Source organism: Burkholderia catarinensis, assembly GCF_001883705.2.
Classification (GTDB): Bacteria; Pseudomonadota; Gammaproteobacteria; order Burkholderiales; family Burkholderiaceae; genus Burkholderia; species Burkholderia catarinensis.
On the sequence record NZ_MDEQ02000034.1, the window covers coordinates 52,574 to 65,863 of the forward strand.

At 66.2% G+C, this 13,290-nt stretch carries 11 protein-coding genes; 7 read left to right on the top strand and 4 right to left on the bottom strand.

Annotated elements, in window-relative coordinates; all coding sequences use genetic code 11:
• Positions 1-17: 17 nt before the first annotated feature.
• Positions 18-1,625, bottom strand: a complete 1,608-nt coding sequence (locus BFF94_RS33500) for a multicopper oxidase family protein (protein ID WP_219140311.1) — start codon at positions 1,623-1,625, stop codon at positions 18-20.
• Positions 1,626-2,288: 663 nt separating this feature from the next.
• Between BFF94_RS33500 and BFF94_RS33505 the strand changes: the two genes are divergently transcribed.
• Complete coding sequence (locus tag BFF94_RS33505; protein ID WP_006490888.1) at positions 2,289-2,513, top strand: hypothetical protein; 225 nt, start codon at positions 2,289-2,291, stop codon at positions 2,511-2,513.
• Between the two features lie 123 nt (positions 2,514-2,636).
• Here the strand turns inward: BFF94_RS33505 and BFF94_RS33510 are convergent, their stop codons facing one another.
• Both BFF94_RS33510 and icd read right to left on the bottom strand, forming a co-directional pair.
• Positions 2,637-4,865, bottom strand: a complete 2,229-nt coding sequence (locus BFF94_RS33510; protein WP_128843302.1) for an NADP-dependent isocitrate dehydrogenase — start codon at positions 4,863-4,865, stop codon at positions 2,637-2,639.
• Between the two features lie 258 nt (positions 4,866-5,123).
• A complete protein-coding gene (icd, locus tag BFF94_RS33515) occupies positions 5,124-6,380 on the bottom strand; it encodes an NADP-dependent isocitrate dehydrogenase (protein WP_128843301.1) in 1,257 nt (418 codons plus the stop codon).
• Positions 6,381-6,656: 276 nt separating this feature from the next.
• Here icd and BFF94_RS33520 point away from each other — a divergent pair, with 276 nt between their 5' ends.
• The 5 genes from BFF94_RS33520 to BFF94_RS33540 all read left to right on the top strand — a co-directional run bounded on the left by BFF94_RS33520 (position 6,657) and on the right by BFF94_RS33540 (position 11,899).
• Positions 6,657-7,235, top strand: a complete 579-nt coding sequence (locus tag BFF94_RS33520; protein WP_128843300.1) for a pseudouridine synthase — start codon at positions 6,657-6,659, stop codon at positions 7,233-7,235.
• Positions 7,236-7,517: 282 nt separating this feature from the next.
• Positions 7,518-7,736 (top strand): hypothetical protein, encoded by a 219-nt coding sequence (locus tag BFF94_RS33525; protein ID WP_072444916.1) that lies wholly within the window; start codon positions 7,518-7,520, stop codon positions 7,734-7,736.
• Positions 7,737-7,896: 160 nt separating this feature from the next.
• Complete coding sequence (locus BFF94_RS33530; RefSeq protein ID WP_219140312.1) at positions 7,897-8,397, top strand: DUF192 domain-containing protein; 501 nt, start codon at positions 7,897-7,899, stop codon at positions 8,395-8,397.
• Between the two features lie 212 nt (positions 8,398-8,609).
• The gene (fusA, locus tag BFF94_RS33535) at positions 8,610-10,721 is read left to right on the top strand and encodes an elongation factor G (protein ID WP_128843299.1); all 2,112 of its coding nucleotides are present in this window, start codon (positions 8,610-8,612) and stop codon (positions 10,719-10,721) included.
• A 164-nt stretch (positions 10,722-10,885) separates the two neighbouring features.
• Positions 10,886-11,899 (top strand): HoxN/HupN/NixA family nickel/cobalt transporter, encoded by a 1,014-nt coding sequence (locus tag BFF94_RS33540; protein WP_201260390.1) that lies wholly within the window; start codon positions 10,886-10,888, stop codon positions 11,897-11,899.
• 711 nt (positions 11,900-12,610) lie between these two features.
• Here BFF94_RS33540 and BFF94_RS33545 read toward each other — a convergent pair.
• Positions 12,611-12,880 carry a hypothetical protein gene (locus BFF94_RS33545; RefSeq protein WP_219140313.1) on the bottom strand — a complete coding sequence of 90 codons (270 nt, stop codon included), beginning with the start codon at positions 12,878-12,880 and terminating at the stop codon, positions 12,611-12,613.
• On the opposite strand from BFF94_RS33545, the gene BFF94_RS33550 reads away from it, so the two are divergent.
• Positions 12,870-13,290, top strand: a 421-nt coding sequence (locus BFF94_RS33550) for a hypothetical protein (protein ID WP_219140314.1), incomplete at its 3' end; no start/stop codon positions are given. The genes BFF94_RS33545 and BFF94_RS33550 overlap by 11 nt on opposite strands.

Consider the following 13,290-nt stretch of genomic DNA (forward strand, 5'->3'; position numbering starts at 1 on the left):
ACACATTCACCGTTTCGTTACACGACCTTCAGCGTGCCCATCATGCCGAGATCCTCGTGTTCGAGAATGTGGCAATGAAACATGCGCTCGCCGGGCATGTCTTGTGTGACGAGAATCGTCACAGTTTCGCCGCTACGTACGTTCACGGTATCGCGCCATGCGCGGAACGGTTCGCTCGCGCGCGAGCCGTCCGACGCGCGCTCGATCACCTGGAACTGCGTGCCGTGCAAGTGGAACGGGTGATCCATATCGGTGGCATTGCGGATCTCCCAGCGCTCGACGTCGCCGCGGCGGCTCGTCAGCGTCGCACGGTGCGGTGCGTAGGTCTCGCCGTTGATCGTGAAGCGCATGCCCGCCGGACGGCCGTGTGCCGCACCCTTCATCATCGCATCCATGTCCATTTCCTCGCCGAACGCGACCGTCTTGTGCGCAACCGGTTCGCCCAGCGGCGGCACCGCGCGCAGCGTGGCGGGCCGCTCGCGTGCGGCAGCAGGCGCAAACGCGACGTCGGCCAGCGCCAGCGCCGGATCGGGCGGCAGGCTGCCGTGACCGTCGTCGTGCGACATCGCCATCTTGCGGCGATCGTATTCGGCCGCCTGCAGCACGGCGCGTGACGCGCGATCGCCGGCGCGCACCAGCAGCTCCGCTCGCTCGCCCGGCGCGATCAGCAGCGACGTGACGCGGCGCGGCGCGTCGAACAGCCCGCCGTCGGTGCCCGCGTGTTCGAACGCGCGGCCATCGTCGAACGCGATGCGCAGGTAGCGCGCGCTGCACGCATTCCACACGCGCCAGCGCTCGTCGCCCGCGACGTCGATCCGCGGCCGGCGCGCGCCGTTGACCAGCACGAACTGACCCTCGCGGCCGTTCATCCAGTCCATCATGTCGTTCGGCGCGATCGTGCCGTCGCGCGCGAGCTTCAGGTCCGACACGAACAGGTTGCGCTCGGGCCAGCCGGCGAGCGGATCGTCCGCCGCGCGCACCACGAACGGGCCGGCCAGCCCGCGAAACACCTGCTCGGCCGTCATCATGTGCGGATGCGGGTGGTACCAGTAGGTGCCGGCGCTCCCCTTCGGCAGCGTGAAGCGATACACGCGCGACGCGCCGGGCGCGACCGGATCGGACGGGTTGCCGTCCTGGTCGGGCGGCACGGGCAGGCCGTGCCAGTGGATCGTCGACGGCTGCGGCAGCTTGTTCACGAACCGGATCTCGACCGTGTCGCCTTCGCGCACGTCGATCAGCGGACCGACGACGGGGCCCTGCGTGCCCGCGCCGAACTGCCAGAACGGGGTCGGCCGCGCACCGTGCAGCATCGGGCGCGCCACGGGCTGCGCCACCAGCGTGGCCCGGAACGTGCCGGGCTCGCGGCTTTCGTTCGCGAGCGTGCGCAGCGCCGCAAGCGGTGCGCCGGCCGGCAGCGCGTCGGCGGCCGCGAGCGCGGCCGGTGCAGGCTTGCCATGCTGCCCGTGCCCCGCCATCCCTGACATGCCCGACATGCCGGGCATGTCGTCCATCTGGTCCATGCCGCCCATGCCCGCATGACCGGCATGCTGCGCCCACGCGGTACGCGCAAACAGCGACGCGGCCGCGACGCCGATGGCGCGCGACAGGAAGGTTCTCCGTATCATCAATCGTTCCTCGTTATCCATGCTGTGTCGCGCGACCGCCGCAACGCGCGCGCCGGCCAGCCGGAACGCCGATGCGCGACGCGAAACCCGATGCCCGCGTCATCATAACCGCAGGCCCCGATCGAAAAACGCCGCCGCCAGGCGGGTGGCGATACGCCGCAGGGCCGCGCTGCCAGTCGACGCGCATCGACCGGCAGCGTCGATCGGCGATGCACTCCCCGGCGCCGGCGAGCCGCAGCCCGCACTCATCCACGCCTTTGCGACATCCGGCTGGGCGCCCGACGCCCGCCGTTCGGCCCCACTTTGGCGCTCGTCGCGTCATCGATTCTCGAAACCGCCAATATTTCACGATGCGGAACAAGTCCCTGCGTTGTAAAAATTCGTGGTGCAGGGCACAAATTTCCCGTTTCGCGATGCCAAAAAACGTTCCGCAATACAAAACGAAAGAAATAACGCCATGTTTTTAAACATGAATTTTTGTTTCGAGAAGCTGTTCTACGCGCACCATCCGGCTGCGCGCCGGACGTAGACTTTGTTCCATTCACTGACGCTTCGCCACGACGTTCGATACCGAACCCGGCGCAAGGAGCCAGTCGAGCCACAGCCGGCCGAGCCGGCGGGCGGCACAACAGAATCGCTTGTGATCAGAAAGGGAGAACGGAAATGAAGGGATTTCGCTTTGGTTCAGCGCTCGGGTCGTTCTACATCCTGCCGGGTAACGGCGGCTGGGAAGCGACGTTCGGCAACGCCCTGCTCGGCGCGTTCTCGTGCCCCGAAGTAGCGGCCGACCATATCTCCCGCGGAGACTGCGAGCAACTGTCCGAACTGGACACGGCGACGCTCGAAGTGCCGCACGAAATCGCCGAGTGGGAAATCGTTCACGTCTGAATGGCAAGCCCGCCAGGAAAAACGCCCCGGGCATCCGGGGCGTTTTGCTTTTGCGTCGCGCGGCGGACGGCAAAACCCGCCACGCCGGCATGCACGTTGGCTCGCGCGATTGCGCGGCCCGCGTCAGGCGATCGCGTCGACGATGCCGTTCAGCGTCGCGCTCGGGCGCATTGCCTGGCTCGTCAGGTCGACGTTCGGGCGATAGTAGCCGCCGATGGCCTGCGCGGTGCCCTGCGCGGCCGCCAGCTCTTCCAGGATGCGCGCTTCGGCGTCCGACAACGCCTTCGCCACGCCTTCGAACTGCGCCTTCAGCGCGGCGTCCTCGGTCTGCTCGGCGAGCGCCTGTGCCCAGTACAGGCACAGGTAGAAGTGGCTGCCGCGGTTGTCGAGGCCGCCGACCTTGCGCGCCGGCGACTTGTTCTCGTCCAGGAACTTGCCGGTCGCCTGGTCGAGCGTCTTCGCGAGCACGACTGCCTTCGGGTTCTGGTACGCGTGGCCGAGGTGTTCGAGCGACGCAGCCAGCGCGAGGAATTCGCCGAGCGAATCCCAGCGCAGGAAGCCTTCCTCGACGAACTGCTGCACGTGCTTCGGCGCGGAGCCGCCCGCCCCCGTTTCGAACATCCCGCCGCCGGCCATCAGCGGCACGATCGACAGCATCTTCGCGCTGGTGCCGAGCTCCATGATCGGGAACAGGTCGGTCAGGTAGTCGCGCAGCACGTTGCCGGTGACCGAGATCGTGTCCTTGCCCGCGCGGATGCGCTCGAGCGAGAAACGCGTCGCGTCGACCGGCGTCAGGATCCGGATGTCGAGACCGCTGGTATCGTGATCCTTCAGGTAGCGTTCGACCTTCGCGATGATCTGCGCATCGTGCGCGCGCGCCGGATCGAGCCAGAACACGGCCGGGGCGCCGGTCGCGCGCGCGCGGTTCACCGCGAGCTTGACCCAGTCCTGCACCGGCGCGTCCTTCGTCTGGCACATGCGCCAGATGTCGCCCGACTCGACCGCGTGCTCGAGCAGCACGTTGCCGGCTTCATCGGTGACGCGCACGACGCCGTCCGCCGGGATCTGGAACGTCTTGTCGTGCGAACCGTATTCTTCGGCCGCCTGCGCCATCAGGCCGACGTTCGGCACGCTGCCCATCGTGACCGGATCGAATGCGCCGTGCTGCTTGCAGTCCTCGATCACGGCCTGGTAGACGCCCGCGTAGCAGCGGTCCGGGATCACGGCCTTCGCGTCGTACAGTTCGCCGTCCGGGCCCCACATGCAGCCCGACTCGCGGATCATCGCCGGCATCGACGCGTCGACGATCACGTCGCTCGGCACGTGCAGGTTCGTGATGCCCTTGTCCGAGTTGACCATCGCGAGGCGCGGGCGCACCGCGTATTCGGCCTTGATGTCGGCTTCGATCGCTTCGCGCGTGTCGGCCGGCAGGTCCTTCAGGCGCGCGTACAGGTCGCCGATCCCGTTGTTCGGGTTGAAGCCGGCCAGCGCCAGCACGTCCGCGTGCTTCGCGAGCGCGTCGCGGTAGAACACCGACACGAAATGGCCGAACAGGATCGGATCGGAGACCTTCATCATGGTCGCCTTCAGGTGCACCGAGAACAGCACGCCCTGCGCCTTCGCGTCGGCGATCTGCGCGTCGATGAAGCTGCGCAGCGCGTTGCGGCTCATCACCGATGCGTCGACGACTTCACCGGCCTTCACGGCCGTCTTTTCCTTCAGGACCTTCTTCGCGCCGTCGGTCGTCGTGAGTTCGATCTTCACGCTGCCGGCATCGGCGATCAGCGCCGACTTCTCGCTGCCGTAGAAGTCGCCTTCGCTCATGTGCGCGACGTGTGCCTTCGACGTGGCCTGCCAGGCGCCCATCTTGTGCGGATGCTTGCGTGCGTAGTTCTTGACCGACAGCGGCGCGCGGCGGTCGGAGTTGCCTTCGCGCAGCACCGGGTTCACCGCGCTGCCCTTGATCTTGTCGTAGCGGGCCTTGACGGCCTTCTCTTCGTCCGTCGACGGATCTTCCGGATAGGCCGGCAGCGCGTAGCCCTGCGCCTGCAGTTCGGCGATCGCGGCCTTCAGTTGCGGCACCGATGCGCTGATGTTCGGCAGCTTGATGATGTTCGCTTCCGGCTTCAGCGTGAGCTGGCCCAGCTCGGCCAGATCGTCGGAACCCTTCTGCTCCGACGGCAGGGCGTCTGCGAATGCGGCGATGATGCGGCCGGCGAGCGAGATGTCGCGCGTCTCGACGGCGACGCCGGACGAGCGCGTGAAGGCCTTGACGATCGGCAGCAGCGAATAGGTCGCGAGCGCGGGCGCTTCGTCGGTGAGGGTGTAGATGATCTTGGGCGAAGTGGACATGGTCAAAGCATTGCTACGTGATTGTTGAACTGAGGAGCGCCGGCGGTAACCGGCGGGGAGCGACCGGGTCGGTCGCGAAAGGGGCGCGCCGGCTCAGCCGGGCGGTGGTGTTGCGAGGGCCGTCATGTTCTACCTTGCAGGGCCTCCGGGCCGCATGCCGGACCGCCCCGCCAACCAACCTGCCATCACGAAACGCCCCGGCGCCGGCAGCAAGCGCCGGGGCGGCCGGAAACGCTCCGGCCCACCCCGGAAGGGGGCTTACATGTTCTCGATCAGCACTTCGCCGAAGCCCGAGCACGACACCTGCGTCGCGCCCTCCATCAGCCGCGCGAAATCGTACGTGACGCGCTTCTGCAGGATCGACTTCTCCATCGAGGCGATGATCGTGTCGGCCGCTTCCGTCCAGCCGAGGTGGCGCAGCATCATTTCCGCCGACAGGATCTCGGAACCGGGGTTCACGTAATCCTTGCCCGCGTACTTCGGCGCCGTGCCGTGGGTCGCCTCGAACATCGCGACCGAATCCGACAGGTTCGCGCCCGGCGCGATGCCGATGCCGCCGACCTGCGCGGCCAGTGCATCGGAGATGTAGTCGCCGTTCAGGTTCAGCGTCGCGATCACGTCGTATTCGGCCGGGCGCAGCAGGATCTGCTGCAGGAATGCGTCGGCGATCGAATCCTTGATCACGATCTCGTTACCCGTCCTCGGGTTCTTCACGCGCATCCACGGGCCGCCGTCGATCAGCTCGCCGCCGAACTCCTTCTGCGCGAGCGCGTAGCCGGCGTCACGGAACAGGCCTTCCGTGAACTTCATGATGTTGCCCTTGTGCACCAGCGTGACCGACTTGCGATCGTTGTCGATCGCGTACTGGATCGCCTTGCGCACGAGACGCTCGGTGCCTTCGGTCGACACGGGCTTGACGCCGATCCCCGAGGTTTCCGGGAAGCGGATCTTCTTCACGCCCATCTCGTCCTGCAGGAACTTGATCACCTTCTTCGCCTGCTCGGAGCCCGCGGCCCATTCGATGCCCGCGTAGATGTCTTCCGAGTTCTCGCGGAAGATCACCATGTCGATCTTCTGCGGCTCGCGCACCGGCGACGGCACACCCTTGAAGTACTGGACCGGACGCAGGCACACGTACAGGTCGAGTTCCTGGCGCAGCGCGACGTTCAGCGAACGGATGCCGCCGCCGACCGGGGTCGTGAGCGGCCCCTTGATCGACACCACGTATTCCTTCAGCACCTGCAGCGTTTCGTCCGGGAGCCACACGTCCGGACCGTACACCTTCGTCGCCTTCTCGCCCGCGAAAATCTCCATCCAGTGGATCTTGCGCTTGCCCTTGTAGGCGTGCGCGACCGCCGCGTCGACGACCTTGATCATGACCGGCGTGATATCGAAGCCCGTACCGTCGCCTTCGATATAGGGAATGATCGGCTGATCGGAAACGTTGAGCGAGAAGTCCTTGTTGACGGTGATCTTGTCACCGCCCTCCGGAACCTTGATGTGCTGATACGGCATGATCGACTCCAGTGACGTGGCTGAGCAGGTGATGCTGGTCGAAGCTGCGCGCGCGGCGGGGGCGCGGCATGGCCACCCCGTAACGGCAACAGCGAGCCGCTATTCTAGCGCCCCAACCGGGCACTTCGGCACGAAGCGCGGCACTGCGTATCAAGACCTCACTTATGTCTTATATAAGACAGAGGACTTGCCGTTCCGTATTATGCATTAAGATTCCGCCATTTGCCATAGACCGCCCGCCCCGCTTCCCGCGGCGCGCCGGGCGGGCGCCCCGCCATGAACCTGATCGCCCTCAACAAGCCGTTCGGCACGATTTGCCAGTTTTCCGCGCACGAGACGCGGCCGTCGCTCGGCGACTGGGTAAAAACGCCCGGTGTCTATGCGGCCGGCCGGCTGGACGCGGACAGCGAGGGGTTGCTGCTGCTCACCGACGACGGCGCGCTGCAGGCGCGCATCGCGGAGCCGCGCCACAAGCTCGTCAAGCGCTACTGGGCGCAGGTCGAGGGCGCGCCCGGCCCCGCCGACCTGAAGGCGCTCGCGCGCGGCGTCGACCTGGGCGACTACGTGACGCGCCCGTGCCGCGCCGAATTCATCGATCCGCCCGATGCGCTGTGGCCGCGCAACCCGCCGATCCGCTACCGCGCCGCGATCCCGACGACCTGGATCGAGCTCGCGATCACCGAAGGCAAGAATCGGCAGGTGCGCCGGATGACGGCGGCCGTCGGCTTCCCGACGTTGCGCCTGGTGCGGGTCGGCATCGGCGCGCTGGACATATTCGCCCTCGGCATTGCGCCAGGTGAAACAATTGCGCTGCCGCCGCGCGCGCCGTGGGACGGTTTCGCGCACGCCGGATGACGAATTCGGGACGAACTTTTTTTTCGTCATCTTTTTCGTCAACCGCCTGCGAAGATCGCGCGTTAAACCACGCAGATGCCAACCTTAGCTATCCGGCATTGGCAGCCGAACCCGTGTTTGCGTCACGAAAGCGACGTTTTATTCGAATACGATTCGGCGCCCGCAGCGCAAAAAGAAATTTCTTGGAGCGTCTGTCAACCGAAAGGTGGATGGCACCGTTAGACGACATGACTCCTATTGCCGGGTCATTTGGTTAATTAACTAAAAGCTGAGGAACACAACATGAACAAACTGATCGCTGCTCTGGTCGCTGGTCTCTTCGCAACGGCTGCTTTCGCACAAGCTTCGGCTCCGGCCGCTCCGGCTGCTGCTGCTCCGGCAGAAGCTGCTTCGGCACCGGCTAAGAAGGCAACGCACAAGAAGCACCACGCAGCTAAGAAGCACCACGCAGCTAAGAAGGCTGCTAGCGAAGCCGAAGCACCGGCAGCTGCTTCGAACTAAGCAAGCTAGTTGTAATAACGCAGTCAAGAACACGCAGTCTTGCCGTTCTTACGGCGTTGAAAGGCAGGTCACCGCAAGGCGATCTGCCTTTTTCTTTTTTGTGCCCGCCGGCAAGCATCGCGTACCATGCGGGTCTCGTTTTCCAGATAGGAGCCTTGCTGTGCAATTCTCCCTGCGCTCGTCGCTCGGCCGCCTTGCGCGCGCCGCCGTGTTTCCCGCCGCGCTCGCCGTCCTCGCGCTCGGCATGCAGGCCGCCAGCGCGCAGATGCCGCCCGGCGCCAAGCAGCCGAGCGAGTTCCCGCGCGTGAAGCTGCGCGCCGGCATGTACGTGATCGACGCGGCCGTCGCCGCGAACGACGCCGACCGCGAACAGGGGCTGATGTACCGTTCGCAGCTCGCGCCGAACGAAGGCATGCTGTTCGTGTTCAACGAGAATGCCGTGCACTGCTTCTGGATGAAGAATACGCTGATCCCGCTGGCGATCGCGTTCATCCGCGCGGACGGCACGATCACCGACATCGACGAGATGAAGGCCGAGACGACCGACAACCACTGCCCGCGCAACAACGGCGTCTATGCGCTCGAAATGAGCAAGGGCTGGTTCGCGGCGAAGGGCATCAAGCCCGGCATGAAGCTCGACGGCCTGCCGAAGGCCCAGTAACGGCCACCGCCGCGGCCTCGCGCCGAACGAAGCCGGCCGCCCGTTGCGCGCCGGCTTTTTTTTCGCCCGCCGGCGGCGGCGCGCACCTTGATTCCGCCGGCGCCGGCCGCATCTGCAAAAGCCGTGCGCAAGCGCTATGCTTTAAGTCTCGCTTGTTCCAGTTCGGGCCGGCCCAGCCAGCCCGCTTACGATTCGAACCTAAGGAGGTTCACGTGCCCCGCAAAACCCCCATCGAGCGCTATCGCAATATCGGAATCAGCGCTCACATCGATGCCGGCAAAACCACGACGACCGAGCGCATCCTGTTTTACACCGGCGTGAGCCACAAGATCGGTGAAGTGCACGACGGCGCGGCCACGATGGACTGGATGGAGCAGGAACAGGAACGCGGCATCACGATCACGTCGGCTGCGACCACGGCCTTCTGGAAGGGCATGGCCGGCAACTATCCGGAACACCGGATCAACATCATCGACACGCCCGGGCACGTCGACTTCACGATCGAGGTCGAGCGCTCGATGCGCGTGCTCGACGGCGCGTGCATGGTCTACGACTCGGTCGGCGGCGTGCAGCCGCAGTCCGAAACCGTGTGGCGCCAGGCGAACAAGTACAAGGTGCCGCGCATCGCGTTCGTCAACAAGATGGACCGCGTCGGCGCCGATTTCTTCCGCGTGCAGCGGCAGATCGGCGAGCGCCTGAAAGGCGTCGCCGTGCCGATCCAGATTCCGATCGGCGCGGAAGATCATTTCCAGGGCGTCGTCGATCTCGTGAAGATGAAGGCGATCGTGTGGGACGACGAAAGCCAGGGTGTGAAGTTCTCGTACGAGGACATCCCCGCGAACCTCGTCGAGCTCGCGCACGAATGGCGCGAGAAGATGGTCGAGGCCGCGGCGGAAGCGAGCGAGGAATTGCTCGAGAAGTACCTGCACGACCATGAATCGCTGACCGAGGGCGAGATCAAGGCCGCGCTGCGCAAGCGCACGGTCGCCAACGAGATCGTGCCGATGCTGTGCGGCAGCGCGTTCAAGAACAAGGGCGTGCAGGCGATGCTCGACGCGGTGATCGACTACCTGCCGTCGCCGGTGGACGTGCCGGCGATCCTCGGCCACGATTTCGTCGATCCGGAAAAGCCGGCGGAACGTCATCCGAGCGACGACGAGCCGTTCTCGGCGCTCGCGTTCAAGATCATGACCGACCCGTTCGTCGGCCAGCTGATCTTCTTCCGCGTGTATTCGGGCGTCGTCGAATCCGGCGACACGGTGCTCAATGCGACGAAGGACAAGAAGGAACGGCTCGGCCGGATCCTGCAGATGCACGCGAACGAGCGCAAGGAAATCAAGGAAGTGCGCGCGGGCGACATCGCGGCGGCCGTCGGCCTGAAGGAAGCGACCACCGGCGACACGCTGTGCGATCCGGCCAAGCCGATCCTTCTCGAGAAGATGGAATTCCCGGAGCCGGTGATCTCGCAGGCCGTCGAGCCGAAGACGAAGGCCGACCAGGAAAAGATGGGCCTCGCGCTGAATCGCCTCGCGCAGGAAGATCCGTCGTTCCGCGTGCAGACCGACGAAGAGTCCGGCCAGACGATCATTTCGGGGATGGGCGAGCTCCACCTCGAAATCCTGGTCGACCGGATGAAGCGCGAGTTCGGCGTCGAAGCGACGGTCGGCAAGCCGCAGGTCGCGTATCGCGAGACGGTGCGCACGACGGCGTCCGACATCGAGGGCAAGTTCGTCAAGCAGTCGGGCGGCCGCGGCCAGTACGGCCACGCGGTGATCACGCTGGAGCCGAACCCCGGCAAGGGCTATGAATTCCTCGACGAGATCAAGGGCGGCGTGATTCCGCGCGAATTCATCCCGGCCGTCGACAAGGGCATCACCGAAACGCTGAAGAGCGGCGTGCTCGCGGGCTACCCGGTCGTCGACGTGAAGGTGCACCTGACGTTCGGCTCGTACCACGACGTCGACTCGAACGAAAACGCGTTCCGGATGGCCGGTTCGATGGCGTTCAAGGAAGCGATGCGCAAGGCGAAGCCCGTGCTGCTCGAGCCGATGATGGCCGTGGAAGTGGAAACGCCGGAAGACTTCATGGGTAACGTGATGGGCGACCTGTCGAGCCGGCGCGGCATCGTGCAGGGGATGGAGGACATCGCGGGCGGCGGCGGCAAGCTCGTGCGCGCCGAAGTGCCGCTCGCGGAGATGTTCGGCTATTCGACGTCGCTGCGCTCGGCGACGCAGGGCCGCGCGACCTACACGATGGAGTTCAAGCACTACGCGGAAACGCCGGCGAACGTATCGGAAGGCGTGATCAGCGCGAAGACCAAGTAAGCGCTGGGCGCTCGCGCCCTGTCGCAGGCAGGCAAAGCCCGTCCGGTTCCGGACGGGCTTTTTTTCTTCCGGAGCGCCCGGCGTTCACGGCTTTTTGATCGGCACGCCGGGCATTTTTTTCGCATGCCACAATGGATGGCGAATCGTCAGATGGAACCCGCCCGATGCCGCCCACCCCTGCCCTGCGCCGCCTGCTGACCCTCTATGCGGGGCTGATCGCCGCGAACGTCGCCGTCTGGCTGTGGGCGCTCGCGGTGCTGCGCGACCATCCGCTGCTGCTCGGCACCGCGGCGATCGCGTACGGGCTCGGGCTGCGTCATGCGGTCGACGCCGATCACATCGCCGCGATCGACGTCGCGACACGCAAGCTGATGCAGGACGGCCAGCGTCCGGTAAGCGTCGGCCTGTTCTTCTCGCTCGGCCATTCGACGATCGTGATCGCCGCGACGCTCGGCATCGCGCTGACGGCGTTCGCGCTGCGCGACCGGTTCGATGCGTTCCGCGAGATCGGCGGCATGATCGGCACCGCGGTGTCGGCGACCTTCCTGCTCGTGCTCGCGTGCGTGAACCTGCTGATCCTGCGCGACGTGTGGCGGCGCTATCGCAGCGCGCCGGTGCACGTGCACGGCGGCGCCGCGCATGTGCACCGTCCGGCCGGAATCGTGTCGCGGCTGCTGCGCCCGCTGTTCCGGTTCGTGTCGAAGAGCTGGCACATGTATCCGGTCGGCGTGCTGTTCGGTCTAGGTTTCGATACTGCAACCGAAATCGGCCTGCTCGCAATTGCCGCCGCGCAGGCGAGCCAGGGGCTGCCGGTCTATACGGTCATGCTGTTTCCCGCGCTTTTCACCGCCGGCATGACGCTGATCGACTCGACCGACAACGTCCTGATGATTCATGCATACGGCTGGGCCATGGACGATCCGCAGCGCAAGCTGCTCTACAACGCGAGCATCACGTTCGTGTCGGCGGCCGTCGCGCTTGCGATCGGCGGGATCGAGGCGGCCGGGCTGCTGGCCGACAAGCTGTCGCTGACGGGCCCCGTGCGCGACACGCTCGATGCGCTCGGCGAACGCTTCGGCTCGATCGGCTACGGCATCGTCGCGCTGTTCCTCGTCTGCTGGATCGCATCGATCCTGTTCCACCGCTGGCAACGCGCGGCCGACGCGCCGGCGCGCTGAGCAACGCTCAGACGTTTCATTCCGGAAACAAAACTCCCCCCAACGACGTTGCGTGCGCCGTCGCGTGCCTGCGTGCGCCTTGCGCCACGGGCATAAGCGGCTGATGGCACGAATCTCGCAAATACCGGTTCGCACGGCGGGCCCGCGTGCCGATCCGCGTTCGCGGCTGACGTCAAGCGCCGGCCCGAAGGCGATCGGCCGTTAAAAAGGACTACGAATCTTTTTCGCCCCCCTGCACCACACGTAGCTAGTCGCGCGGCGACGAGGCATCGCGCGTATGGGGAGGCCATGATGCAAAAGACGAAACAGCCGTTCCGCCCGGCGGGACGGAGCCATCGCGTGACCTTGCTGGCCGCAGCCGCGTTTGCGTGCTGCTGCTCGTATGCTGTCGCGCAGAACGCGACGCCTGACTCCGCGCCCGACGCGAACGCCAGCGCAGACACCATCATGACACTGGTCGAAGACGCATCGTCGTGCGCCGCCAATCCGGCTGCGTGCGCGGTACATGTCTATGCGGGCCATGGCGTCGGCGGTAACAGTGCTGGCGGGAGCGGCAGTGGAGGCAGTGGTAGCGCTAGCAGCGGAAATAACGGGAACGGCGCCGTCGGACCTGCCGGTGTCGGTGGAACGACAAGTGGAACCTCCGGCGGTACGAGCGGCACGGGCCGCGGAGGCAATGCGTCCGGCGATGGTGGTTCAGGCGGAGGTACCTCAGGTGGCGGCACTTCGGGTGGCGGCACTTCGGGTGGTGGCACTTCGGGTGGCGGCACTTCGGGTGGCGGCACTTCGGGTGGCGGTACTTCGGGTGGCGGCACTTCGGGTGGCGGCACTTCGGGTGGCGGCACTTCGGGTGGCGGTACTTCGGGTGGCGGCACTTCGGGTGGCGGCACTTCGGGTGGCGGTACTTCGGGTGGCGGTACTTCGGGTGGCGGCACTTCGGGTGGCGGTACTTCGGGTGGCGGAACTTCGGGTGGTGGCCATGGTGGCCACGGCGGTGGCGGTGGCGGCGACGGTGATGGCGGTGGTCACGGCAATGGTGGCGGCCATGGCGACGGTGACGGCGGTGGTCACGGCAATGGTGGCGGCCATGGCGACGGTGACGGCGGTGGTCACGGCAACGGTGGCGGCCATGGTGACGGTGACGGCGGTGGTCACGGCAACGGTGGCGGCCATGGCGACGGTGACGGCGGTGGTCACGGCAACGGTGGCGGCCATGGCGACGGTGGCGGTGGCCACGGCAACGGTGGCGGCCATGGCGACGGTGACGGCGGTGGTCACGGCACTGGTAGCGGCCATGGCGACGGTGGCGGTAGCCACGGCACCGGTGGCGGCCATGGCGACGGTGACGGCGGCGGTCACGGCACTGGTAGCGGCCATGGCGACGGTGGCGG

Coding starts and splice junctions, on each gene's coding strand:
- BFF94_RS33505 (WP_006490888.1), top strand. CDS start 2,289: ATGAAGGGATTTCGCTTTGGTTCAGCGCTCGGGTCGTTCTACATCCTG.
- BFF94_RS33500 (WP_219140311.1), bottom strand. CDS start 1,625: ATGATACGGAGAACCTTCCTGTCGCGCGCCATCGGCGTCGCGGCCGCG.
- BFF94_RS33540 (WP_201260390.1), top strand. CDS start 10,886: ATGCCGCCCACCCCTGCCCTGCGCCGCCTGCTGACCCTCTATGCGGGG.
- BFF94_RS33510 (WP_128843302.1), bottom strand. CDS start 4,865: ATGTCCACTTCGCCCAAGATCATCTACACCCTCACCGACGAAGCGCCC.
- icd (WP_128843301.1), bottom strand. CDS start 6,380: ATGCCGTATCAGCACATCAAGGTTCCGGAGGGCGGTGACAAGATCACC.
- BFF94_RS33545 (WP_219140313.1), bottom strand. CDS start 12,880: ATGGCCACCACCCGAAGTTCCGCCACCCGAAGTACCGCCACCCGAAGT.
- BFF94_RS33525 (WP_072444916.1), top strand. CDS start 7,518: ATGAACAAACTGATCGCTGCTCTGGTCGCTGGTCTCTTCGCAACGGCT.
- BFF94_RS33520 (WP_128843300.1), top strand. CDS start 6,657: ATGAACCTGATCGCCCTCAACAAGCCGTTCGGCACGATTTGCCAGTTT.